Below are 26,011 nucleotides of genomic sequence, written 5' to 3'. Positions count from 1 at the left end.
AAGTGAAGGTATCATTATCTTCGTCATATTTCCAGTTTGATTGATGATGAGGGTTATTCTTAAAGGAACGTTTTTGTTCTTTCTCAAACAGTCCATATTTGATGTACGCTTCCTGTTTTTTTTCTTCTAAGTACGCATAGTTTTCTTCGGATCCATACCCTGCATCGGCGATAATACGTTTTGCTTTTATCCCAAACTTCTCCTCGACTTCTTGAAGATGCGGAATAAGACACCGTGTGTCTCCTGGGCGTTGGTGCAGAGTATACGATAAAATAAACTGATTGTTAGAGGCCATTTGAACGTTGTACCCAGGCTTTAATTGTCCATTCTTCATGTGGTCTTCTTTCATCCGCATGAATGTCGCATCGTGATCTGTTTTAGAAAAACTTTTTCGATCGCCACAAACTGATAATTTTTTTTTATACTTGAGGCTTCTTGGCAGGAAGTCTTGCTTCATCGCTTAACAGCTTTCTTAAACTCTTTGTTCTTCGGTTCTTTTTCAAGTTTTTCTTCCCATTCTTCTACTTTACTCTGGATTTTCTCGGGGGTAATAACCGTCGTATGTTCATTCTCTTCACAAGATGCTTCTTCTTCCTTCCAAACGCCATCAATGTGAGTGATGAGCTCCTCTACTTTGCCTTCGAGTTTCTCTTTATATTTCTCTGTACTCTTCTTCTAAACAAACGTATATCGGTTGGAATTTGCTTCGATTTTTGTACCATCTAAAAAGTAGGAGTCGAGTTGAACTTGTCCTTCTTCCACTAATAAGACAAGCACTTGTTTAAATAAGTTACAAATGTTTAAGAAATCAAAGTTACATACTTTATTGAACAAGTAGAGACACTAATGCCGGAAGGACTCTTTAGAAGAGGATAGGAGTTTCCAATTGTATACTCAGTACATGTTAAGAAAAACAAGGGAGGAATTTCTGTTGGAGTGGATTTTTTATCTATTTCTATTAAATACGTTTTTTATGCTGTTCATAGCAATTTGGGAAGTTCGCCGCCCTGCCAAGGCTTTAAATTGGATAACAATCACCCTTATTTTGCCAACCATTGGTTTCTGGCTATATCTTAGCACATCAAATCCCAAGCGTATTCATCGAAAAAGATTGACCTCTTCTCATAATGAGTCTGACAAATTACCTGATACATATAGTCATTCTGCCTTGGTAATCGCTGATGCTTTACGGAATTTCACCGTGCATGGTCTTCGAGTCGGTGAAGTCCAAGTATTTAACAATGGAATAGCAAAGTATGAACAACTCATCGAATCCCTACAAAAAGCCCAAAAAACCATTGACCTGGAATATTACATCTATCGAAATGACCAAATTGGTAATCGCATCACAGAACTACTGTTCGAAAAAGCAGCAAACGGAGTAAGGATTCGTTTTATAAGAGATGGATGGGGGAGCAAAAAATTTCCACATCACATAATCCTTCAGATGATGGAGGCAGGAATAGAATGCCGGACAATATTTCCTTTACGTTTTCCCTGGATTATGTCCAACTGGAATTACCGGGATCATTGTAAGATTGTCACGATCGACGGAAAGGAATCCTTTACTGGCGGTATGAACGTGGGATATGAATATACAGGATTAAAGCCTGACGTAGGATTTTGGCGGGACACTCATTTGCAAATCATAGGGGAAGCAGCAGGCGATTTGCAGACTATCTTCGAAGTTCATTGGAATATCGCCTTGCCTGAAAAGATAAAGTCGAAAACCAAATCAAAGATAAGCAAAAAAACCACTAAATTCCCAAAATATAAATCACAGGAAGTCGATCGAACCGGCAGCGTAAGTCATTCCGGATGGTTAACCGAATGGGGATCTGAGTTGACCGCCAAAGACAAATTCCCAGAGAAAGGGAAATTGCAAAAAGCGTACATCCATACGTTGGAAGGAAATCCTGGAGTACCTACTCCAGTCATTCGGCAAGCTTACTTTATATGTATAACACAGGCTGTCAAGACGATTGATATAACAACACCCTACTTTGTACCAGAAACAGATATAATCATGGCATTAAAGACAGCTGTGGCTCGTGGTGTGCGCGTAAGATTACTGGTTCCCCACCACATTGATCAAAAAATCGTTGGCCTTGCAAGTCGTACCTATTACGGAGAACTTTTAGAAGCTGGAGTCCATATCTACCAGTACGATAAAGGAATGCTGCATGCAAAGGTAATGATCATAGATGAGGAGATTGCAGAAGTAGGCGCAGCAAACTATGATATGAGAAGTTTTCGTCTGAATTATGAGGTATGTGAAATTTTGTATAGTGCTGACGTGACGAGAGAACTCACACAACAATTCGAGCAGGATCTTACTGATTCTGTACCCTTAAGAATCGAAGACTTGCTCCAACGATCTCTGACAGAGCGCATTATTGAGCAAGGTGCTCGCCTGCTTTCTCCATTATTATAAGTTAATATATCTAAAATCTAGATATTAAAAATTTTTTTAAAAAAAAAGTATAAACTCGTGTTAGAAGAACTTTTAGCACGGATTTTTTTATTTACAAGAAAATACCATTACTAAAAAATGTTAATACTAAAGCGGAGCTAAGATTGTAATAATACTTTTAATTTAAAAATAGTGGTGATATCAATAGATATACGCCTTATTGGTAAACCTTTTTGCGAGTTTAGTACTAAAACTAGCCACTTTATCTAAACCTCAAAATCTTATAACTAGGTAAGCGCGACATTGGATCTACAGATCCAACCTTTTTAATTTTAAACGGGAGGGGAAGCTTCTTGGAAGAAGTAAATATTGGTTTACTGACGATCAAAGTCATGGTAGGTTTTGTCACCTTATTTTTTATCGTAATCGTAACAGGGAAAACATCTATTTATCAGTTGACGCCTTTTCACTTCGTTTTTGTGTTACTGCTTGGGGATCTTTTAAGTAATACCATTTATGAAAATCGAATAGGGATTTTGCCATTTTTTTATACTGTCGGATTGTGGACGATTCTCATGTTGGGTGTAGAGTTTATAACCCTTAAAAAGAAGTCGACACGTTCCCTTTTAGTAGGCAATCCTTCGATTATCATTCGGAATGGGGTCATTGACCGAGAGATTGCCAAAAAGAACAAATTAGATGTGAATCAAATATTGAGTTTGCTGCGACAAAGCAATGTTTTTTCAGTACGTGAAGTCCAATACGGTGTATTGGAAGCAAATGGTCAAATCAGTACATTACTCAAATCGAAATATCAAAAACCGGAGAAACAGGATCTCAATCTTCCTCAGATGCCAGTAGACCTTCCAACGACGTTAATTATAGATGGGGAGATTTTATGGGATAACTTACATGAACTAGGCTTTGATCAACAGTGGTTAGATAACAAATTAACTGCAAATGGATATGATAATGAAAAGGGCATATTTCACGCTGATTGGCGAGAGAATGAAGGCATACATATAAGTCCCAAATAAAATGTTTTAATAACCTAATGAAAAAAATTGCATATCTAGTGGAGTTTTGAAACGAATTTTGAGTTTCCTAGGTCATTAGCAAAAAAGTTTTAGGAACTACCTAAAACTTTTTTATTTTTAGAGTTAAATAAGGGCTTTTCATACTAATATTACCGTATTAAACACCTACTCCTTTTCTGGAAAACTATCAAATGATAATACAAATTCTTTTTGTTAAAAAAGCCAACTATTTTTGATAGTAAAATACAAATTTGGGAGGGGTCGAATTGTCCTTTTTACAGTTAAAGTCCATTAGTCAAACATATTTTACAAAACGATCGGCCACAACGGCCTTAGAAGATATATCTTTATCAGTTCGAGAAGGAGAATTTATCTCCTTTCTTGGTCCAAGTGGTTGTGGGAAAACAACGTTATTATCTATTATTGCAGGATTGTTTACTCCTACAGTGGGATCTGTTAAATTAAGCGGTCAACTCATTAAAGGACCGCACCCAAAAATCGGATATATGCTACAACAAGACTATCTTTTTCCCTGGAAAACCGTCAAAGAAAATGTGCTTCTCGGTTTAAAATTAAGAGGTCAGCTGAACGATAGACATGTATCCAACACTTTTTCGTTATTGAAAGAAGTCGGTTTAGAGGGCACCTTAGATATGTATCCAATGCACCTCTCAGGTGGCATGCGGCAACGGGCTTAAACTTGAAGACCTCGTTTCCATTACATTAATGGAGCATGGTAAAACAGCTATCATGACATCGGTGAGGCAATAGCGATGAGTCAAACGATCATTTTGTTCTCTAAGAATCCCGGACGCATTTTTCGAATCTTTAAAATGCCAGAAACACTAAAGAAGCTTACCCCATTTGAAGCCCGGCAACATCCAGACTATACAATGATGTTTCAGCAAATATGGGAGGAGTTGGAGCAAATTGAACAAAACGACAACAAATAAAACGCATGTAGAATACCTTCAACGTTTAAAGAAAGAAAAACGAAATGTGGTGTTTGTCCAGACTTTCATCTTCATCGTGTTTATTTTATTATGGGAAGTTTCCTCAAATAAGGGATGGATTAATCCTTTATTATTCAGTTCTCCTAAAAGGATAGGGTATCTTTTGATGGACAAGTTCAGTAACGCTAGCCTATTTTCTCATGTGGGCATTACACTATCCGAAACCATTTTGAGTTTCTTGTTGGGAACCATACTTGGTACCCTATTTGCCACCCTTTTATGGTGGCTGCCATTCCTCTCCAAAGTGCTTGATCCGTATCTGGTCGTTTTAAATGCGTTGCCAAAGGTTGCACTTGCCCCTATATTAATTGTTGCACTGGGACCAAATTTCACTTCCATCCTCGCAATTGGTATCTTGATTACCGTTATCATCACAATCATGGTCGTATACGCTTCGTTCATAAACGTCGAACCCAACTATATAAAAGTAATCCAAACATTGGGAGGTTCGAAGTTTCATTGTTTTAAAGAAGTTATTTTGCCCGCTTGTTTCCCAACCATAATTTCGGTGCTAAAAGTAAATGTGGGTCTGGCATGGGTTAGTGTGATCATGGGGGAGTTCCTAGTTTCCAAACAAGGTCTGGGCTACATGATTATATATGGTTTCCAAGTATTTAATTTCACTCTTGTCCTGCTCGGCCTACTTATTATTGCCGCCTTTGCGACTATTATGTACCAACTCGTAGAAATTCTTGAACGAAAACTAATTAAAAATAGGTAAAGCGGTTCGTCACTTGGTCTAAATATTCAGGTTACTTCAGATGTATATGCACATATTTCTAAAAAAATCGAACAAGATACTATGGTTAAATTCGAGGATCACATGAAACGTGTTCTCGAATAATTTTTTCAACTTTTTTGTGGGTGTTTTGTGGGTGACAATCTTTATCACAGTGTAAACTAAATTTCACCCACAAAAATAAAATCCCTCGATACAATGGTATCAAGGGATTTAACTCTTAGTACATGCTCATATATTGTTCGCGTTCCCAAGGGTGAACTTGTGTGCGGAACATATCCCATTCGATCTCTTTTGCTTCAATGAAGTGTTCTGTAGCGTGCTCACCAAGAGCTTTTGTCAGAACTTCATTTTTACTGAAAAGAACTAGAGCTTCTTTTAATGTTGCTGGAAGATCTTGAATTCCTTCTGCTTCGCGCTCATCTTTATCCATTACATAGATGTTGCGGTCTACAGGCTTCGGAGCAGCTAATTTGTTCTTGATTCCATCAAGACCTGATGCAAGCAATACTGCCATTGCAAGATACGGGTTAGCAGTTGGGTCAACACTTCGTACTTCGATACGTGTGCTGATACCGCGTGAAGCTGGAATACGGATTAATGGACTTCTGTTTTGCATAGACCAAGCTACATAACATGGAGCTTCATAGCCAGGTACTAGACGCTTATATGAGTTTACAGTAGGGTTTGTGATTGCTGTAAAACCTTGAGCGTGCTTTAGGATACCAGCTAAGAAATGCATTGCTGTTTCACTTAAGCCTGTTTCAGACTTTTCATCATAGAATACATTTTCGCCGTCTTTAAATAATGACATGTTAGCATGCATACCAGAACCGTTTACACCGAATAATGGTTTTGCCATGAATGTAGCGTGAAGCCCGTGCTTACGTGCAATTGTTTTAACAGCAAGCTTAAACGTTTGAATGTTATCACAAGTGCTCACTGCATCCGCATATTTAAAGTCAATTTCATGCTGACCAGGTGCTACTTCATGGTGAGATGCTTCGATCTCAAAGCCCATATCTTCAAGCTCTAGTACGATATCTCTTCGGCAGTTTTCACCAAGATCTGTTGGAGCAAGGTCAAAGTATCCGCCTTTATCATTTAATTCAAGAGTAGGTTCACCTTTTTCATCATTTTTGAACAAGAAGAATTCTGGCTCAGGTCCAATGTTGAAGTCTGAGAATCCTAGGTCTTCCATCTCTTTTAATACTCGCTTTAAAATACCGCGCGGGTCTCCATCGAATGGATTTCCATCGGGCATGTAGATATCACAAATCAAACGTGCAACTTTACCTTTTTCAGATGTCCAAGGGAAGATCATAAATGTATCTAGATCCGGGAATAGATTCATATCAGATTCTTCAATTCGTACAAAACCTTCAATAGAAGATCCGTCAAACATCATTTTATTTTCTAAAGCTTTTTCAAGCTGACCGATTGGAATCTCAACATTCTTAATTACACCCAATAAATCTGTGAATTGTAAACGAATAAACCTTACATTTTCTTCTTTTACCATTCTCAAAATATCATCTTTAGTATACTTAGCCAAATCTTTCTCCTCCTTTAAATATAAAAACGCCTATTTAAGGCGATTGTTCACCTATTAAGTATTATTCAGTTTTTGTTTAATGAAAAAACCTGGAAAGTTCTCCTTGGATTAGAGATGTCTTCCCGTGTCTTCCTGCATGAATCAATTCCCGTTTTAGGCGGCGATGAAGCGCAGATTCCGAAATTTCTTTAACTCCTTGAACATTTTGCTGATTTTTAATTAATTCGGCAGCTTGTTCGTTAAGTTCAAATACCCTTTTGATACCTGCTAAATTCACGCCTTGTTCGAGCAGTGCTTTAATCTCAAGAAGCTTATCTACATCATTGAAAGAAAACAAACGACGATTACCTTCTGTCCTTGCAGGATGAATCAATTCATGTTCTTCATAATAGCGAATCTGTCTTGCAGATAACTCTGTCAACTGCATAACAATGCTAATTGGGAACAAAGGTAAGTTCCTGCGGTTCATATCGTTCATTTTAAATACCTCCTTTCAACTTCTTTTTATATCTTATGTCAGAAAAGCTAACATGTCAAACATAATGTTAGAAAAAGTAACATCAAATTAAAAAAAGGCCATTATCGGCCTTTTTAAGATGCTTATTTTTTAATTAAACCATGTGTTAAAAGTTCATCCACAGCAGCTATAACAGCAATCTTAACATGTTCGAATGTAAGTCCGCCCTGTACAAATGCAATATACGGAGGGCGGATCGGTCCATCAGCGGTAAGCTCAATACTCGCTCCTTGGATAAATGTTCCTGCTGCCATAATTACATCATCTTCATAACCTGGCATGTAATCAGGATATGGAACTGCAAATGAATTAATTGGGGATGATTTTTGGATAGCCTGACAAAATGTAATCATTCTCTCTTTGTCTCCAAAGATAACAGACTGGATGAGATCTGTTCTTTTCTCATGCCATGCTGGCCGGGTTTCCATGCCCAGCTCTTCCAAAAATGCAGCTGTAAAAACTGCTCCTTTTAAAGCCTGTGCAGTAACGTGTGGAGCTAAGAAAAAGCCTTGATACATTTCTTGCAAACTGTAAAGTGATGCACCTGCTTCCCTTCCTATTCCAGGAGAGGTAAGACGATAAGAAATCCTGTTAATCAGTGATTCTGTTCCCGCGATGTATCCTCCTGTTTTCGCAAGACCTCCGCCAGGATTTTTAATTAAGGATCCTGCAATGATATCTGCACCTGCTTCAATCGGCTCCGTTTGCTCAACGAATTCACCATAACAGTTATCTACAAATACGATTACGTCTTCTTTTATACTTTTTACAAATTCAATCATTTCTTTAATATCATTCACTGTAAATGAAGGCCGATCAGCATACCCTTTGGAACGCTGAATACCGATCATCTTTGTCTTTTCTGTAATAGATTCTTTTACTGCTTCGTAATCAATTTCTCCTTGTTCAGTTAAGTCAATATGCTTGTATGAGATGTTATAATCCTTTAATGACCCTTCACCTGTTCCTCTGATACCGACAATTTCTTCTAAAGTATCATACGGTTTTCCAGTTATATATACAAGTTCATCACCTGGACGAAGCACACCAAAAAGAGATAATGTGATAGCATGCGTTCCGGAAATAATTTGCGGCCTGACAATAGCTGCCTCTGCTTGAAAGACATCAGCATAGACTTTTTCGAGGGTATCGCGTCCAGAATCATCATATCCATAACCTGTAGTTGGATTGAAATGATGATCTCCTACATGATTTTTCTGAAATGCTTTTAAAACTTTAAGCTGATTAAACTGTGCAACAGAATCAATGGATTCATGTATATCCTTTATTCTTTCGGATACTATTTTTCCTGTTTTCTCTAAGATATCTCCATTTTGGAACTGCGAATACATGCTATTCTCCTTTATTGCTGATTGATTCGATAGAAGTTGATGAGAGGGCATATCCCCTGCAATTATAAACCAGCTTTTCTTTATCAAACTCCTGTTTGATTAAGATCGTTTCGGACCGAAGTCTCGCAAGCTGTTTGCCATCGTGTGCAGGCACGCTGATTTGATAATAGGTAAGCTGTTTAGTTACTTCTTTTTCAATTGTTTCTTTTAACTTTGTAATATCTTGTTCGGCTAAAGCTGAAATAGAAATAGACGGACTTTCTGGTAAAAAGTCTGCTGCAAACTGATCTTTTTTATTGTATATCGTTAACATTGGGATGTGGCTAGCTTTCAAATCACTCAATATCCGTTTAACTGTTTTTTCATGCTGATTGCGGTCTTCACTTGATCCGTCGATAACGTGAATAAGCAGATCTGCCTCAGCAGCTTCTTCTAACGTAGATCGAAAGGCGGCTATTAATGAAGTAGGAAGATCCTGAATAAAGCCTACTGTATCTGTTAGCAGCATTTGAAAACCGCTTGTCAGTTTAACTTTTCTTGTTAACGGATCTAACGTCGCAAAAAGCTGATCTTCTTCATAACTGTCAGCCTCAGTCAGCTTATTGAATATCGTTGATTTTCCCGCATTTGTGTAGCCGACTAGTGCTGCTTGAAAGGCTCCTTGGTGTTTGCGCCGTTCTCTATATCTTTCTCTATGGCTTACCACTTGGTTTAGCTGCTGTTTTAATTCATGAATACGAAGTCTTATATGACGCCGGTCTTTTTCAAGTTTTGTTTCACCAGGACCTCTTGTCCCAATTCCACCGCCAAGTCTTGAAAGGCTTGTACCTATGCCAGAAAGCCTCGGCAAGAGGTATTCCAGCTGCGCAAGTTCAACTTGAAGCTTTCCTTCTCTTGTTTTCGCACGCTGAGCAAATATATCAAGAATCAGCTGTGTCCTGTCTATAATTCTTGCTTGAAAATGTTTTGAAAGGTTACGTACTTGTGACGGTGACAGTTCACTGTTAAATATAATAAGTTCCACTTCAAGTTCTTCTTCAAGGGTTATCAATTCTTCTACCTTTCCCTTACCTATAAAAGTAGCCGAATCATACCTGTCTCTTTTTTGAGAAACCACTGCGCAAACTGTTCCATTCGCTGTTTTCGTCAGCGACTTTAATTCTTCCATTGAATAAAAAAAACGCTCGTCGTTCTGCCGCGGAAGCTGACAGCCGACGAGAATCGCTTTTTCCTGAACTGAATCATTTTGTCTGTTCAAATTCGCGATCCCTGCTTTCCATAGTCTCCTTCCATCATATCAAATCAAATCACGTTCTTCTAGCACAAGGTCATCACTTTGAATTGTCATCAATGCTTTTTTATCTTGCCGTGCATCATTTAAAAGCCTTACTGATTGTCTTCTTACAGCTTTTTCAATCATATTTCTAATGTATCTTCCGTTTGAAAAAGAGCCATTTCCGGAGTTTTTGACTCGTTCAATATGTGTTTTTAATTTCCACTCACAGTCTCTTGTTAATACGTATTCTCTTTCGGTAAGCATTCTTTTGGATATTTCCATTAGTTCATCCACCGAATAATCAGGAAAAGAAATAACAACCGGAAACCTTGAAGGAAGACCTGGGTTTAGCTTTAAAAAACGATCCATTTCTTTTGGGTAGCCAGCTAAAATTAATATAAATTCATGCTGCTGATCTTCCATCGCTTTTACCAGTGTATCAATCGCTTCTTTTCCAAAGTCCTTTTCTCCACCTCTGCCCAAAGAATAGGCCTCATCAATAAAGAGAATTCCTCCATTTGCTTTTTTCAGTAACTCTCTTGTTTTTTGAGCGGTGTGACCGATGTATTCACCTACGAGATCCGCTCTTTCTGCTTCAATCAGATGACCTTTTGATAATACTTTCATTTCATGAAAAAGTGTACCCAGTTTCCTTGCCACTGTAGTTTTCCCAGTACCTGGATTCCCTTTAAATAACATATGAAGGGCCTGTTTTTCTGCCTTCAGTCCCATTTCTTGCCGGCATTTATTAATATGAAGCCATGCATAAATTTCCTTGACATGATGTTTTAAATCTTCCATACCAACAAGCCTGTTAAGATCTTGTTCAATTTTTATTAATGGAATATGCTGCTCTTTCGCTTTATCTTTTCCTGCCAAAGTTAAGGCATCATCTGCTTTGATCTTCTCATTTCCCTGGTTCAATACAATGTTGATCTGCCGCTGTTTTTTTATCGCGATAGGTTCGTTCAAGCGGTACCACCTCTCTTTACCAGTCAAATCAATATATGTTTTTTAGATAATACCTGTGACAAATGCCTATATCGTTTATTTACCCACTGTTATCAATTTATGACAAAGCATTATTATCTACCACAATGACAAGCTTGTTTTTTATTGATGAATAAATATTAATAAATTGTAAACGTTTTCTATTTTCAGACGAATAAAAATACTCAAGTATGCAAGATTTCCGTGATATGTTAAATAATGAAATATCAAGTGAATTGTTAAATCGGAAGTAGGAAATCATGTTGGAAACTAAATTTTATAAAAGTATAATGATTATTTTAGGGTTATTTTTAACTGCTGCAGGAATTAAGCTGTTAACTGTACATTCACTGACATTTGGAGGAACAGCTGGTGTTGCAACACTTGGCACTTTCATGACGGAATGGTCGTGGGGTATTCTTTTTTTAATTGTAAATCTCCCTTTCTTTGTTCTTTCTATCAAAAAGCTGGGATGGACTTTTTCACTATCAACTTTTTTATGTATTTTACTCATATCTGTTATATCAGATCTAATGGATTTTGTTCATTTTCCAACGATCTCTCCAATAATTGCTGCTATGATAGCTGGAATTCTGATTGGTATCGGGGTAAGTTTTGTACTAAATTCAGGTGCTTCTCTTGGTGGAATCCACATACTAGCTTTATATCTTGAACAAAAATCGGATATCAACCGGGGCGTATCACTTTTTGTAACTGATTTTATTATTGTTTCATCTGCTGTGGTCATGTTTGGCTTTAAGAATGCTTTTATCTCAATCATTGCTATTACAATCGCTTCTTTTCTAACGGGAAAATTAAAGAGTACAACAAAAACATCAACTTCTGTTTATGTCTCTGGGAAAACTGAACCTGTAAGAAATAATTAAAGCATTCTCCTTACGAGGAGAATGCTTTTTATCGCCTTTAAGTTAACATAATAAAACTTATGTTAATTAATTCTGTCTAAAAATGTCTGTTTATGCGCTTCCTTAGGAAATAATGAATTTCTTACTCATATAAATCATCCCGGTTATGGTCTATTTCTTCATGCATCTCCTGTCTTCTAGTCGATTTCATATGTCCTTTAAGCGGTTTTATCTTTCCGATTATTATGCCAAGCTCGTTATATACACCACTATGACTTACTTTTTTACTTTGATCTGCTTTTTTACCTAACTCTTTTATTTTTTCAATTTTGTCTGGATCAGTCGTAATCGCTGCATTCCTGCCATGTGCGTTTCCTTTTAGTACACTATATACTTCTCTGCGCAAATCATCATTTTCTTCACCTGCCGCTACTGGTTCTGAAGAAACAATTCCCACCAGTGTATAACTGCCACTGACGATTACATATGCTTTTTCAACGCCGTTTACCTTTTCAGCAAGCTGTACTAAATCTTTTGATTGATGTACTTCTTCACTATGTTCTGCCACTCGCGGTGAATCAATTTGAGAATTCGGCTTACGCTCTGAAGTGTCGTATTTTACCTGCTTCGTATCCAGTGTTTCATCCCCTGATCCGCTCTTTCCAGAACACGCACCAAGAACAAAAAATAGACACATAAATACCACTGATAATTTTCGCATATTCAACATCCTTTTTTTAGATAGTTTTGTTAGGACGCATGTTAAATATGCAAAAAATATTGCCTTTGATATAATGGGAAAAAGAGGTTATAGGAGGCAATTATGGAAGAGTATCCACACTTACCCGAATATGCCCATTCATTTATCTCACATCTGCAAAAAAAAGGCAGGAAAAAAAGCACGATTAAAAGGTATTACTATGATCTTATGGACTTTCTTGCCTGGGTTAGAGTTATTAAAAATAATGACAATCTAACTGTGATTCAAAATATGACTGCTGATCTGTTAAAAGAATATTTTCAATTTTTAAATGAAGAAAGAGAGTACAGTACGGCAACCAGCAAACGAGTTTTTACTGTAATTAAGAGTCTCTTTCAATTTCTTCAATCACAAAGACTTATCCAGGAAAACCCGTTTTCAGTCATTGAAAAAGATTTAAAGGAAGATAATCAATTTCAAGAAAAAGATTTTATAACAGAGGAAGAATTTCAGCAGCTGTTTGAAACTCTCTCTTCTTTTGATGGTCTCACCGAAAAGCAGCAAAAATACAGACACTTGCTTATCAAAAGAAATGAAGCAATTCTATCGCTGTTGTACCATTACGGATTAACTTTACAAGAATTGACGAATATTGAAATGAAACATGTTAATTTTACAAGACAGCAGTTAACGGTTATAAATACTTCGGAAATTAGACACTTGCCTCTTACTGATTTCACCCAACAACTTTTATATACATACAAAGAAGACATACCTGCCGCTATCAGACCAAATAATTATTCTTCTGACCGTTTTTTTATCGCATTTGATTATCAAAGGGGTACTTTTCGATTTGATTATTCAGTTTATGAACCAAAACCCTTAACAGTAATCGCTATTCAGAAAATGTTAAGACAGGAAATCAGACGATCTGGTATTAGACAAGGTATAAGCTCTCAACACTTACGAAGGACAGCAATATTAAATTTTATAGCTTCAGGTAAAACAGTCGAAGAAGTACAGTCTTGGTTCGGTTTAAAATCGCATCTCACTTTACAAAGATATGATAACTTCATTAAACAAATAAAAACTCCCTAGAACTCAGCAGGTTCTTAGGGAGTATTTTTTATTCATTCATATTTGCAGAAGATAAATCGACATTTCGATGCGGGGTGAACGTTGAAATGGCATGCTTATATATGAGGTGCTGTTTCCCTTCTGCCTCAAGTACAACCGTAAAGTTGTCAAACCCCTTTACTAAACCTTTGAGCTGAAAGCCATTCAGCAAATATACGGTCACATAAATGTTTTCGCGCCGTAATTGGTTTAAGTAATGATCCTGTAAATTGATAGATTGCTTCATGTGAACAGATCCTCCTCTTTGGGCATTACCTTTATACATTCTCGGAAATATCTAATTTCCCTTCCACAAAGTGACGAATTTCTTTAAATTTTTTCTCAAATGAGGATTCATCCATGGAAAACCACTTTACGTCCATCTGATTATTGAACCATGTGAACTGTCTTTTAGCATATCTCCTTGAATTTCGTTTTAAAAGAGCTATAGCATCATCTAATGTGTTTTCACCTAATAAATAAGGAAAAAGCTCTTTGTAACCGATCGCTTTTGCTGCAAGGCTTTTGGAAATATCCTGCTGTAATAACCACTTCGCCTCTTCAATTACACCTGACTTAACCATCAAATCTACACGTTCATTTATGCGCTGATATAACTTTCCCCGTTCCATTGTTAAACCTACTAATGCTAGGTTATAAGATGATTCATCTTTGCCTTGCATATTTTTTTGTTCTTTTGAGGGTATACTGCCGGTTTCATAATATATTTCTAGAGCCCTAATAACACGGTGAACATTATTAGGGTGGATTTCAGCTGCCCTTACAGGATCTATTGATTTTAGTTCTAAATGAAGTGCCTCTGGACCTTCAACATCTGCTTTTTTTTGAAGTTTATCCCTGATCTCGTTGTTTTTGTTCGCTTCTGAAAACTCATAATGATGTGTAACCGAACGGATATAGAGGCCCGTACCTCCAACAATGATGGGAATCTTGTCCCTATTATTAATATCACTGATTAATTCTTTTGCTTTTTCTTGAAATTCAGCAACAGAAAATGGCTCAGAAGGATCTTTGATATCAATCATGTAATGAGGGATGCCTTCTCTTTCATCATCTGTAATTTTCGCCGTTCCAATATCTAATCCACGGTAAACCTGCATAGAATCACCGCTAATAATTTCACCATTAATTGCCTTAGCGAGTTCGATGCTTGTTTTCGTTTTTCCAACAGCAGTTGGACCTACTATAACTACTAATTTTTCTTTCATGGTTAGCTCCTACATGACCCGTTTGAACATTTTCTCGAGTTCATAAGTTGATAGATGAATGGTTATCGGTCTCCCATGAGGGCATGTATATGGATCTTCAGATTTTCGCAAAGTCTCCAGCAAAGCAAATATTTCATCGTTACTTAAATGATGGTTTGCTTTAATAGATCCTTTACATGACATCATGATGGCAGCTTCTTCTCTTAATTTTTCTATATCAATCTTTTTATGATCTAGTACCTGCTGAATAATATCCATGATGGTTTCTTTTTCATATCCTTTTGGAAACCATTGCGGATGTTCTCTAACAATAAAAGTATTTTGTCCAAAGGACTCAAGAAACAGACCAACTAGTCTTAGAAAATCTAAATGATCGCTAATAAATGCAGCTTCATGTGTTGTGTATTCAAATGTGTAAGGAACCGTTAACAGCTGTAATTCACGTTCAACCATACCTACTTTTTTCCTGAAGTATTCATACTTAATTCTTTCTTGCGCAGCATGCTGATCAATTAAATATAATCCATTTTCATTTTGTGCAAGTATATATGTCCCGTGCATCTGGCCGATCGGATAAAGAACAGGTATCTTCTCTTGGTTTGACTCTGTTTTTTCGGTGCTATCTTCTTTCTTTTCGAAAACTGTTTCAGTGTAATTTTTCTTTCTATCTAAAAATAAATCCATCATTTCATTTACTTGAACTGTTTCTTTAATGCTTACAGGTGAATTTGAAGGATTGGAAGTTTCAAGTTCAGCAGGAGGTTCAGGTACTCGATAAGGCTCTTTCTCTTGTTTCTTTTGAGAGTATTCAAACGAAAAAGAAGATTGTATATCTGTTTCTTTCTGCCTCTGTTCTTTCTTCTGAAAATTAACTTCGGGAATGAGCTGCTGAGCTTTTATTACTTTTCTTAATTCATTTTCAACTAATTGGACTAGTTCTGTTTCTTTACTAAGTCTTGCTTCATGTTTTGAAGGATGGACGTTTACATCTATAATTGTTGGGTCCATCTTAACGGAAAGAACTGCTATCGGAAATCGTCCAATCGGCAAGAAAGTATGATATGCATTTTGAATAGCTTTTGAAAGAGCATAGTTCTTAATATATCTGCCGTTCATAAACAGGGAGATATATTGTCTGGATGCTCTGTTCATCTCCGGTTTGGCTATATAACCTGTTACTTCATAATCAAGAGATGTACAGGAGACCGGCATCATATTCTTTGCTGTCTGAATACCATAAACGGCTGCAATAATCTGCAGCAAGTTTCCATTGCCGGATGTATGCAGCAATTCTTTTCCGTTATGCTTTAAACGAAATGAAACATCTGGGTTTGCCAATGCAAGCCTGTTGACTAAATCGGTTATCGTCCCTAGTTCTGTCTGAATCGTTTTTACATGTTTAAGACGAGCAGGTGTGTTATAAAACAGATTACGCACTGTCAGGTCGGTACCTTTTCTGCTATTTGTTTGCTGCTGTTTTTTAATTTTACCGTTTTCGATAAACAAATAAGTACCAGGGCCATCACCTGTAGAAGATTTCAACTCTACTTGAGAGACGGAAGAGATACTGGGCAGCGCTTCTCCACGAAAACCCATCGTACGAATCTGAATAAGATCTTGTTCACTCTTAATCTTGCTTGTAGCATGACGATTAAAGGCAAGGACACAATCGTCAGCCTCAATACCGTCGCCGTTGTCCAGCACACGAATGAGAGACAAGCCCCCTTCTTCTACTTCAATCTCGATTCTAGAAGCATTAGCATCAATTGAATTTTCTACAAGTTCTTTAACAACAGAGGCTGGGCGTTCTACTACTTCTCCAGCTGCAATCTTGTTCGATAAATGCTCATCAAGCTGTACGATCTTGCCCATCTTTTATAGCCTCCTTTTTATTTCAGTTTGGTATGCAGTTTATATAAAGCATTCATCGCCTCAAGCGGTGTCATTTCAAGGACATTCAATGCTTTTAAATCTTTTAAAACGTCATTTTCTTTTAAATCTCTTTTTCGGGAAACTGTGCTTTTTTCAGCAAACAAACTTAGCTGGCTTTCCTGCACTTCTTCTTTTGCGGCAGAGACTTCCTGGATAGGCAGCGCTTCATTCTTTTCTTGTTTTTCATAAGTCTGCAGGATTGTCTTTGCTCTTTGTATAACATCCTGAGGAAGATCTGCCAGTTCTGCTACTTGAATCCCGAAACTTTTATCAGCTTGTCCATCAATTACTTTATGCAAAAATACGAGACTTCCATTTTCCTCGACAGCACTTACAAAAACATTCTTTAAAGATGGAAGTGAATTCTCAAGAACAGTCAGCTCATGATAATGGGTAGAAAAGAGCGTCTTCGCTTGAATTCTTTCATGGATAAATTCGATTATAGACTGTGCAAGTGCCATCCCATCATAAGTTGAAGTTCCACGCCCGATTTCATCGAGAAGAATCAAACTATTTTCTGTCGCACTTGTAAGAGCAAAGTTTGTTTCAAGCATTTCTACCATAAACGTACTTTGTCCGCCTACTAAATCATCAGCTGCACCAATCCTTGTAAAGATTTGATCAAACATCGGCAATTCAGCTTGTTCTGCAGGTACAAAACAGCCAATCTGCATCATAATGGCAGTTAAGGCAAGCTGGCGCATATACGTACTCTTACCTGCCATGTTAGGTCCGGTGATCAAAAGCATATTTCTTTCATTATTTAAGAAAATATCATTTGGAACATATTCTTGTGCATCCATTACTTTTTCTACAACTGGATGACGGCCACCGACAATGTTTACTTTTCCATCCTCTGAAACGGTAGGTCTTACATAACGGTACTGTTCACTGATTGCGGCAAATGATTGAATGACGTCCAGTTCTGAAATCGCAGAAGCCAGCTGCTGAAGTCCAGGTATATATTGCTTCACATATTCTCTAACTTCTAAGAATAATGTGTGCTCAAGGCCTGATATTTTTTCTTCAGCTTCTAAAATAATACGCTCTTTTTCTTTAAGTTCGGGTGTTACATACCTTTCTGCGTTTGCAAGAGTCTGTTTTCGTTCATATCGTTCAGCTGGTACCATCGATAAGTTAGATTTCGTAACTTCGATATAATAGCCGAATATTTTATTAAATCCTATTTTTAAGGATTTAATTCCGGTTTCTGTTTTTTCTTTCTGTTCTAGTGCAGCGATCCAAGCTTTTCCGTTCATGCTCGCATCTTTATATTCATCCAGCTTAGCATTATAGCCTTTTTTTATGATTCCGCCTTCTTTAATTTGAACTGGAGCTTCATCATGTACAGCTGAATCCAAAAATTGAGCCAACTCTTTATGATCCTTCATCTTTTCATAAATTTCTGATGCATACTCACCCGGAATTTGACTTATTTTTTCTTTAAGTACAGGAACGCTTAACAGTGATCTTTTTAACTGGACCAAATCTCTTGGACTTGCATTTCCATAAGAGATTTTAGCGATCAGCCGTTCCATGTCATAAACTGACTTCAGCTGTTCTTTCATTTCTTCACGGATAAAAAACTCATTAATGAGCTCTTCTACAAGCTGTAAACGTTTTTCGATAGTCTTCTTCACAAAAAGCGGTTCTTCTACCCATTGTTTAAGTTTTCTGGCTCCCATTGCAGTCATAGTAGAATCTAACAGCCAAAGGAGCGAACCTTTTTTGCCTTTTGCACGAATTGACTCAGTGAGCTCTAGATTTCTTTTTGAAAAAGCGTCCAGCTTCATTCTTAAGTCATTCTGCTGGTATTCAACCGGCTTTAGATGCTGAAAGGAACGCTTCTGCGTATAGTTTAAGTAATGAAACAGTCTGCCAGCTGCTTTCAATAAAGGAAGAGGCGTGATATCTATTGTGAGATGCTGAAATTTTTCTTCGACGGTAGTCTCTTGTTGAACTGAAATTGAAGCTTGTCCATTGAGAGACATCTTTTCATTCCAATCAGTATGTAACTCCTCATCTCCAACGATTTCTTTAACACCTTGGCTTAAGAGCAATTGGATGAATGATAGCTGATTGCCGATATATGTATATCCTTTTAATTCTCCAGTAGATAAGTCACAAAGGACATAAGCAAATAAATCATTTTCTCTTTCAATTGAAACGAGATAATTATTTTCCCTGTCTTGCAATAAATGATCATCAATTACCGTTCCTGGTGTTATGATCTGAATAACTTCCCGCTTCACAACCCCTACTGCTTGTTTAGGGTCTTCTACTTGTTCACAGATGGCTACTTTATAGCCGTTTTCTACCAGTGTTTTTATATAACCTGCAGAAGAATGATAAGGCACACCGCACATTGGTATGCGATCCTGGCTGCCCCCATCTCTGCTCGTTAATGTAATCTCTAAAATTTGAGCTGCCTGAACAGCATCATCAAAAAACATTTCATAAAAATCGCCTAAACGAAAAAATAAAAAGGCATCTTGATGAGCTGCCTTAATAGATAAGTATTGTTGTATCATTGGAGTATACTGCGACATGATTTCACCTTTTTTCATAACATTTCGATGTTGCTATTATATCATAACTCCTCACTTCATTTCGTTTTCTCTGCATGAAAAAAACGGGAAGAATTCTCCCCGCTTCTTGTTATTCTTCTAAATCGCCAATCAGAAAATTAGGATCAAGATCTTCGAAGTTTTCATCATCAACATCATATTCCCAATCTCTTGTATTCTCATCGTCAAATCCATCCGGATTCACGTAAACGCAAACCTTTGTCTCTCCAATGATCTCACATACAAACTCTCTTTCTACTTGAACAATGACTTTATTGCCGTTTGGAGAAATAGTTGCTTCAAGCGTATTCGGTTCCTGCAGTGCACGGCAAGTTACTTCATACTGGTTCCCGAGCGCGTTTTTGTCTCTTACACTCAAATCCACTTTATCTTTAAAATGAATGGTTTCAGTTACTACTTCCGTTCTAGTATTATCATTGTATGAGTACCAAACGTTAATATCATAGCTTCCTTCAACTTCCACACATTCACCGTTTCTCTTCGGCTTATAAGCATGATTAATGATCCAGCATCCTAAAATACTGCTGGGACGATGAGCTGGTGCAATCGTATGGGTCGCCTGAGAAAACTTTCTGCCTTTACCACACACCGCTTTTGTAATGATCTCTCTGTAAGTCAGCTCTTGTTCAACGTGTCTAGCCATACATGAATCCCTCCTATTTCCGCTCTCCATACATTTTATGCAGGGCAAATGCCTATTGTGCTTATTAATATGAAAATCATCAATTAGTCTATGTATATGGGCTTTCTTAGAACAATGTTCAAAAAATTTTTTGATGTACGGTACGTGAAATTATATTTGAATGGAAAATGCTCTGAAGTAAGCGATTGTCGAAAAGCCTATAAAACTTTTTGAAGGATCATAAATAAATTTGAAGGACCATAAATGTTGTTAAAGGCTCATAAAATATTTTGAAGGATCATAAAACCTGATTTTCAGCTTTCACCTATTTCTTGACCACATTTATTTGCTTAAGAATGTGAAGAACAACAAAAAACACGATGCTCTACAGAACATCGTGTCTTAAAAATATATTAGTGGCAGCCGCAGCCGCCAGGTGAACACCCTTCTTGAGAACCTGTTGTTCCTTTAAGAAGATCTCCGCCAGTCGATTCAATGATCTCATCTGTTACTTTGTTTGAGATTGTATGTGAAACCATTTGCAGAATATCATTCACATCATTTTGTGACTGCTTAAATTCCTGAACGACAGGGATGCTGTCAAGTTCCGCCATAAGTGCGTCAATCTTTTCTTCTACTTCTCTAGAAGCTTCATGTTTTTGATAATGCTGAAGATTAACAGCTTGCTTTTGCATATTCTTTATTTGACCCATTAATTTAGCAACGTTGGCATTCGTGTTGATTTGAGCCTCAGCTTTCTTAAAAAATTCTACTTCTTCAGTTGTCGCGATCATTTTCGCAAGTTCTTTCGCTTTACCTAAAATTTCTTCTTTAGTATAAGTTGTCATTAGCTTACCACCTCTGATTTTTCTACGACCAATTCTCCGCCAAGGTTCCATGTTTTAGCATCAGTAATCTTAACTTTTACAATTTCACCGATCAAGTGTTTAGGAGCTTTAAAGTTTACTACTTTATTTGAGCCAGTGTGACCGGTCAGCACATCAGGATTCTTTTTGCTTTCTCCTTCAACGAGCACTTCTACAACTTTTCCAATGTAAGCTTGGTTCTTGCGAAGTGAAATATCATTTAAAACGCTGTTCAAACGCTGGAGACGCTCACGTTTAACCTCCATTGGCACATTGTCTTTCATCTTTGCAGCCGGAGTACCTTCTCGAGGTGAATAAATAAACGTAAACGCAGCATCGTACTCTACTTCTTTTACAAGGGTAATTGTTTCTTCAAACTGTTCGTCTGTTTCATTTGGGAATCCGACAATAATATCTGTTGTTAAAGCTGCATTTGGAACGGCAGCCTTTATCTTGTTGACAAGCTCCAGATAGTGCTCACGTGTATATTTACGAGCCATTAATTTTAAGATATCACTATTTCCGTGCTGAACAGGAAGATGGATGTGATCGACGATATTTCCGCCTTTAGCAAGTACTTTGATCAAACGGTCATCAAAATCACGTGGATGACTAGTCGTAAATCGCAGTCTTGGTATATCAATCTTACGGATCTCATCCATTAGATCTCCAAGACCGTAATTTAAGTCTTCGAAATCTTTGCCGTAAGCATTTACATTTTGACCTAACAATGTAACTTCCTTATAGCCTTCTCTCGCCAGCTGTCTGACTTCCTCGATAATATCCTGCGGATGTCTGCTGCGTTCCTTGCCGCGTGTATATGGAACGATACAATACGTACAGAACTTGTCACATCCGTACATAATGTTAACCCAGCCTTTTACATTACCTTTGCGTTTTCTTGGAAGGTTTTCAACAATGTCACCCTCTTTTGACCAAACCTCAACGACCATTTCTTTTGAAAAAAGCGCATTTTCAATGATTTGAGGCAGACGATGAATATTGTGAGTACCAAAGATCATGTCTACTTGAGGATAAGTTGATAGTATTCGGTTTACAACAGATTCTTCCTGAGACATACATCCGCAGACACCTAATAGCAAGTTTGGATTGTTCGCTTTTGTATGTTTTAAATGTCCTAGCTCACCGAAAACTTTATTTTCAGCATTTTCACGAATCGCACATGTATTTAATAAAATTACATCTGCATCTTCTGTAGAGTCTGTGACTTCATAACCCATCTCATTGAGTATGCCAGCCATAACCTCAGTATCATGTTCGTTCATCTGGCATCCGTAAGTACGAATATAGAACTTCTTCCCAGCACCTATATTTTTTAAATTCTCGGGAATCGTGAAATCTTTTAAAATTTGAGTCTGCTCTTTACCGCGCTTTTTTGCATCTTTTAAAGAAGGCGGAGCATAAGTAGTTTGAAAATATTGTGAGTAGTCTCTATTTTTATCTTTATTTATAGTTTTATTGTCTTTTGTATCCAAGACATTTTCACTCCTAACTGCCTTTGCTGCATATTGCTGCTACTATCTTTCAATAAAACATACATCTAACTGTAACATTATATCAAATAAATGGTTTTATTTAAACGTGAAATCCCACTTGTTTAAATAATGTTATTATGGTAACTATCATCGTTGGTGCAAACAAAAAAGAAGGATTTCTCCTTCTTTTTGCATTGGCTCTTTTCTAAAAAATTGTTGCTAAAAGTCCTTTTCACATGCCTTCATTGAAAAGTTGATTGGAGTGCAAGGTGTGAGACTCCAGCGGGGTCAGCGGGACAGGTGAGACTCCTAATGGTGCATGGCGCCAAGGAGGCTCACCGCACGCCCCGCGGAAAGCGAGCATCCTGGAACGGAAATCAACTACTTTCAAGAGCAACAAAGTATAAGAAAACAGCTTTTACATTAAATAATCTCTAGTTCTTTCCCAGCCTTTTCAAATGCATCTAGGGCCGTTTGCAATTCTTCTTTAGTATGCTGCGCAGTTACGATTGTTCTTACACGTGCTTTCCCTTTTGCAACTGTCGGGAATGCGATACCTTGGGCGAATACACCATACTTTAACAATGTATCTGAAAGCTTATGAGCTAAAGCATCATCACCTACAAGAACAGGAGTGATAGGAGTTTCACTTACACCAGTATTGAATCCAAGTTCTTTAAGACCCGCTTTAAAGAATTTCGTATTTTCCCACAAACGTTCCATGTGTTCTGGTTCTTCTTCTAAAACATCAATAGCAGCAGAACTTGCAGCAATAACTGCAGGCGGATGAGAGGTACTGAAAAGGAAAGGACGTCCCTTATGGATCAGGTAGTCTCTTAAAGTTTGGGTACTTGCAATATAACCCCCAAGAACACCAATAGCTTTACTTAATGTACCGACTTGGATATGTACGCGGCCGTTTAAATTAAAGTGATCAATCGTCCCGCGTCCGTTAGTTCCTAAAACTCCGCTTGCATGTGCATCGTCAACCATCACTAGTGCATCGTACTTCTCGGCAAGTTCTACGATTCCAGGGAGTGGTGCGATATTGCCGTCCATTGAGAATACGCCATCTGTTACCACGATTCTTTTTCTATAATCCTGTGTTTCTTTTAACGCAGCTTCCAAATCTTCTAAATCTACGTGCTTATAGATTCTTCTTTTTGCTTTTGTTAAACGGATTCCATCTATTATTGATGCATGGTTCAGTTCATCTGAAATAACGACATCCTGATCGGTCAGGATTGCTGAAAGGATTCCTTGGTTTGTAGAAAAACCCGATTGGAATACAAGGCATGCTTCTGTATGTTTAAATTCAGCAAGCTTTTTTTCAAATTCTTCGTGCATAGAAAGTGTACCTGCAATAGTACGAACGGAACCTGTTCCTACACCAAACTTTTCTACCGATTCTAATGCTGCTTGCTTCATTTTTGGATGACTTGTTAATCCTAAATAGTTGTTTGAAGAAAGCTGAATCACTTCTTTGCCGTTGATAACAACTTTAGAACCTTGTTCTGATTCAAGAGGTACGAGCTTTCTAAACGTCCCCTCTTCTTTCATATGGTCTAATTCTTCTTGCAAATATTCAAAACCTTTCATCACGATCAAGCCCCTTTCTAAGGAATTAAAACTACTTTTCCGCAATTGCCTTTTATCATTAAATCGAAACCTTCCTCAAACTGCTCCATTGGAAGAGTGTGGGTGATGATTGTTTCAGGATGCATGTTTCCAGATTGTAAAAGTCCAGAAACCTGCTGCCACGTTTCATACATCTTTCTGCCAGTAATTCCTTGCACTGTTACGCCTTTGAAGACAACATCATTTGTAAGGTCAATTTCAACAGGCTTTACAGGCAAACTTAAAATTGATACCCTGCCGCCGTTCGTAATCATTTTAAACCCTTGGTCGATCGCTACAGGATGCCCGCTCATCTCACAGACAACATCTACACCATTCCCGTCTGTAAGCTCCATCACTTTTGCCACTGGATCTTCAGTCTTTGGATTAATAACAGCTGTTGCTCCAATTTTTTTGGCTAAATCAAGACGGTATTCATTTAGGTCTAGGGCAATTACCTGGCTTGCCCCTGCAGCTTTAGCTACGTTTACGGCCATGATGCCTATCGGACCGCAGCCGATCACTGCAACGGATTTCCCTGCTACATCCCCAGCTAGAACAGTATGAACGGCATTTCCCATCGGCTCTTGAATAGAACCATGTTCAAATGGCATATCAGGATCGTTCTTCCAGATATTTTCTGCAGGCATCGCAACATATTCAGCAAAACAGCCGTGAGTGTCTACTCCGATAATTTTTGTGTTTTTACAGATATGGAACTGTCCTTTTAAACATTGTGGACAAGAATGGCAAACAATATGAGTTTCTGCTGATACATGATCACCAGCGTTAATATTTTTTACTGAACTTCCTACTTTTTCAACGATACCTGAAAACTCGTGTCCGAAAACATAAGGAGTTTTCACACGGCTTTGAGACCATTCATCCCAAGTGTATATATGGACATCCGTTCCGCAGATCGAAGTTGCTTTTACCTTAATTAATACTTCATCTTCTTTTATTTGTGGTATATCTACTGTTTCTAATCTAGCACCGTATCCCGCATGATGCTTAACAATTGCTTTCATTTTTCCTTCCACACTGAACACTCCTCACTAAACATCAAATATCATATCCAACATCATTGTACATTTTAAAAATAGTGAGGTAAAGAGCAGTGTTCATGTCAGATGGACATACGCAGATACCGAAAAAAATTCTTAAAAAAATTTTAACTTAATCAAAAAACCTCCGCCTAAAAATAGGAGGAGGCTATGAATTACATAAATTCTGTCATAAGCTGATTGAATTTTTCCTCAGACAGGTTCAAGTCCATTTTAGCAAGAGCTTCTTTGCTGTAACCATGGGCAAGATCCTGATAAGAAGGCTTTACCTTATCCTGATAGATAATCCCTTTAACAAGGCCTTTATTCTCCATCAATGTTTGCATAGCCATCATTCGATTTGATGAATCATAGTTTTCAATTGAGCTCAACGGAACCAAGTGCTCTTTGAACCAGTCATATGTGTTTACCTTATTGTATGTAACACAAGGCGAAAATACGTTGATTAAAGAGAACCCTTTGTGATTAATACCTGCTTCAATAATAGAAGTAAGTTCTTTCAGATCTGTTGAGAAACTTTGAGCAACAAATGTCGCACCTGCAGTTAAAGCAAGCTCCATAATGCCTATAGCTGATTCAACAGAACCTTCTGGCGTACTTTTTGTCTTAAAACCAACATCTGAACGGGGAGATGTCTGTCCTTTTGTCAGCCCATAAATTTGGTTATCCATTACGATGTATGTGATATCGATATTTCTTCTGATCGCATGTACTGTATGACCCATACCAATCGCAAATCCGTCACCGTCACCGCCAGAAGCAATTACGGTTAAATCGCGGTTTGCCATCTTTACACCTTGTGCAATCGGCAGTGAACGTCCATGTATTCCATGGAAGCCATAGGACTTAATATATCCAGAGATTCGCCCAGAACAACCGATTCCAGATACAACCGCTAGATTATCTGGTTCTAAACCGACATTTGCTGCTGCTCTTTGAATAGCTGCCTGTACTGAAAAATCTCCACAACCCGGACACCAGTTAGGTTTGATACTGTTACGAAAATCTTTGAATGTAGCCATA

Annotated in this window: 21 protein-coding genes and 2 pseudogenes; 6 read left to right on the top strand and 17 right to left on the bottom strand. The window is 37.6% G+C overall.

The genetic code is table 11. The features are described 5' to 3' along the window. Positions 1 to 16: 16 nt before the first annotated feature. Positions 17 to 403, bottom strand: a pseudogene (locus ABE41_RS21600) (transposase); the annotation flags it as partial. A gap of 528 nt (positions 404 to 931) precedes the next feature. On the opposite strand from ABE41_RS21600, the gene ABE41_RS10205 reads away from it, so the two are divergent. The 4 genes and pseudogenes from ABE41_RS10205 (at position 932) to ABE41_RS10190 (ending at position 5,184) form a co-directional block, all read left to right on the top strand. Next, positions 932 to 2,434, top strand: a complete 1,503-nt coding sequence (locus tag ABE41_RS10205) for a phospholipase D-like domain-containing protein (RefSeq protein WP_066294772.1) — start codon at positions 932 to 934, stop codon at positions 2,432 to 2,434. A 332-nt stretch (positions 2,435 to 2,766) separates the two neighbouring features. Beyond that, on the top strand, positions 2,767 to 3,450 hold the full coding sequence (locus tag ABE41_RS10200; RefSeq protein WP_066289659.1) for a DUF421 domain-containing protein: 684 nt from the start codon (positions 2,767 to 2,769) through the stop codon (positions 3,448 to 3,450). A 266-nt stretch (positions 3,451 to 3,716) separates the two neighbouring features. After that, a pseudogene (locus ABE41_RS10195) lies at positions 3,717 to 4,403 on the top strand (ABC transporter ATP-binding protein). Continuing rightward, on the top strand, positions 4,381 to 5,184 hold the full coding sequence (locus ABE41_RS10190) for an ABC transporter permease (RefSeq protein ID WP_066289657.1): 804 nt from the start codon (positions 4,381 to 4,383) through the stop codon (positions 5,182 to 5,184). The pseudogene ABE41_RS10195 and the gene ABE41_RS10190 overlap by 23 nt, the downstream one beginning before the upstream one ends. Positions 5,185 to 5,422: 238 nt before the next feature. On the opposite strand, the gene glnA is transcribed toward ABE41_RS10190, so the two are convergent. From glnA to spoVK, 5 genes are all read right to left on the bottom strand, one after another. After that, positions 5,423 to 6,757 carry a type I glutamate--ammonia ligase gene (gene glnA, locus ABE41_RS10185; RefSeq protein ID WP_066289654.1) on the bottom strand — a complete coding sequence of 445 codons (1,335 nt, stop codon included), beginning with the start codon at positions 6,755 to 6,757 and terminating at the stop codon, positions 5,423 to 5,425. 76 nt (positions 6,758 to 6,833) lie between these two features. Next, positions 6,834 to 7,235: a MerR family transcriptional regulator gene (locus tag ABE41_RS10180; RefSeq protein WP_066289651.1), complete on the bottom strand. Its 402-nt coding sequence runs from the start codon at positions 7,233 to 7,235 to the stop codon at positions 6,834 to 6,836. 122 nt (positions 7,236 to 7,357) lie between these two features. Then, on the bottom strand, positions 7,358 to 8,626 hold the full coding sequence (locus ABE41_RS10175) for a methionine gamma-lyase family protein (protein ID WP_066289650.1): 1,269 nt from the start codon (positions 8,624 to 8,626) through the stop codon (positions 7,358 to 7,360). A 1-nt stretch (position 8,627) separates the two neighbouring features. After that, positions 8,628 to 9,884, bottom strand: coding sequence for a GTPase HflX (hflX, locus tag ABE41_RS10170; RefSeq protein WP_066289647.1), 1,257 nt, complete (start codon positions 9,882 to 9,884; stop codon positions 8,628 to 8,630). A gap of 39 nt (positions 9,885 to 9,923) precedes the next feature. Beyond that, a complete protein-coding gene (gene spoVK, locus ABE41_RS10165; RefSeq protein WP_066289644.1) occupies positions 9,924 to 10,874 on the bottom strand; it encodes a stage V sporulation protein K in 951 nt (316 codons plus the stop codon). Positions 10,875 to 11,152: 278 nt separating this feature from the next. Here spoVK and ABE41_RS10160 point away from each other — a divergent pair, with 278 nt between their 5' ends. Further along, positions 11,153 to 11,779 carry a YitT family protein gene (locus tag ABE41_RS10160; protein WP_066289642.1) on the top strand — a complete coding sequence of 209 codons (627 nt, stop codon included), beginning with the start codon at positions 11,153 to 11,155 and terminating at the stop codon, positions 11,777 to 11,779. A 121-nt stretch (positions 11,780 to 11,900) separates the two neighbouring features. Here the strand turns inward: ABE41_RS10160 and ABE41_RS10155 are convergent, their stop codons facing one another. Continuing rightward, positions 11,901 to 12,479, bottom strand: coding sequence for a YhcN/YlaJ family sporulation lipoprotein (locus tag ABE41_RS10155; protein WP_066289639.1), 579 nt, complete (start codon positions 12,477 to 12,479; stop codon positions 11,901 to 11,903). 102 nt (positions 12,480 to 12,581) lie between these two features. On the opposite strand from ABE41_RS10155, the gene ABE41_RS10150 reads away from it, so the two are divergent. Continuing rightward, complete coding sequence (locus ABE41_RS10150; protein ID WP_066289637.1) at positions 12,582 to 13,556, top strand: tyrosine-type recombinase/integrase; 975 nt, start codon at positions 12,582 to 12,584, stop codon at positions 13,554 to 13,556. A gap of 28 nt (positions 13,557 to 13,584) precedes the next feature. On the opposite strand, the gene hfq is transcribed toward ABE41_RS10150, so the two are convergent. From hfq to ABE41_RS10100, 10 genes are all read right to left on the bottom strand, one after another. After that, the gene (gene hfq, locus ABE41_RS10145) at positions 13,585 to 13,821 is read right to left on the bottom strand and encodes an RNA chaperone Hfq (RefSeq protein ID WP_066289634.1); all 237 of its coding nucleotides are present in this window, start codon (positions 13,819 to 13,821) and stop codon (positions 13,585 to 13,587) included. Between the two features lie 31 nt (positions 13,822 to 13,852). After that, positions 13,853 to 14,803, bottom strand: coding sequence for a tRNA (adenosine(37)-N6)-dimethylallyltransferase MiaA (gene miaA / locus ABE41_RS10140; RefSeq protein WP_066289630.1), 951 nt, complete (start codon positions 14,801 to 14,803; stop codon positions 13,853 to 13,855). Between the two features lie 9 nt (positions 14,804 to 14,812). Then, complete coding sequence (mutL, locus tag ABE41_RS10135) at positions 14,813 to 16,675, bottom strand: DNA mismatch repair endonuclease MutL (RefSeq protein ID WP_066289626.1); 1,863 nt, start codon at positions 16,673 to 16,675, stop codon at positions 14,813 to 14,815. A gap of 17 nt (positions 16,676 to 16,692) precedes the next feature. Then, positions 16,693 to 19,284, bottom strand: coding sequence for a DNA mismatch repair protein MutS (gene mutS, locus ABE41_RS10130; protein ID WP_172827349.1), 2,592 nt, complete (start codon positions 19,282 to 19,284; stop codon positions 16,693 to 16,695). A gap of 109 nt (positions 19,285 to 19,393) precedes the next feature. After that, positions 19,394 to 19,966 (bottom strand): outer spore coat protein CotE, encoded by a 573-nt coding sequence (cotE, locus tag ABE41_RS10125; protein ID WP_066289623.1) that lies wholly within the window; start codon positions 19,964 to 19,966, stop codon positions 19,394 to 19,396. A gap of 392 nt (positions 19,967 to 20,358) precedes the next feature. Next, positions 20,359 to 20,793 (bottom strand): YlbF/YmcA family competence regulator, encoded by a 435-nt coding sequence (locus ABE41_RS10120; protein WP_066289618.1) that lies wholly within the window; start codon positions 20,791 to 20,793, stop codon positions 20,359 to 20,361. Beyond that, entirely contained in the window at positions 20,793 to 22,307 is a 1,515-nt protein-coding gene (miaB, locus tag ABE41_RS10115) for a tRNA (N6-isopentenyl adenosine(37)-C2)-methylthiotransferase MiaB (protein ID WP_066289616.1), read from the bottom strand. The genes ABE41_RS10120 and miaB overlap by 1 nt, the downstream gene beginning before the upstream one ends. 423 nt (positions 22,308 to 22,730) lie before the next feature. After that, complete coding sequence (locus ABE41_RS10110) at positions 22,731 to 23,906, bottom strand: glycine C-acetyltransferase (RefSeq protein ID WP_066289615.1); 1,176 nt, start codon at positions 23,904 to 23,906, stop codon at positions 22,731 to 22,733. Positions 23,907 to 23,923: 17 nt separating this feature from the next. Continuing rightward, positions 23,924 to 24,964, bottom strand: a complete 1,041-nt coding sequence (gene tdh / locus ABE41_RS10105) for an L-threonine 3-dehydrogenase (protein ID WP_253805468.1) — start codon at positions 24,962 to 24,964, stop codon at positions 23,924 to 23,926. A 179-nt stretch (positions 24,965 to 25,143) separates the two neighbouring features. After that, complete coding sequence (locus tag ABE41_RS10100; RefSeq protein ID WP_066289611.1) at positions 25,144 to 26,010, bottom strand: 2-oxoacid:ferredoxin oxidoreductase subunit beta; 867 nt, start codon at positions 26,008 to 26,010, stop codon at positions 25,144 to 25,146. Position 26,011: the final 1 nt, after the last annotated feature.

The organism is Fictibacillus arsenicus, from assembly GCF_001642935.1.
GTDB classification, from domain to species: Bacteria; Bacillota; Bacilli; order Bacillales; family Fictibacillaceae; genus Fictibacillus; species Fictibacillus arsenicus_B.
This window is presented reverse-complemented; position numbering and strand designations above follow the sequence as displayed.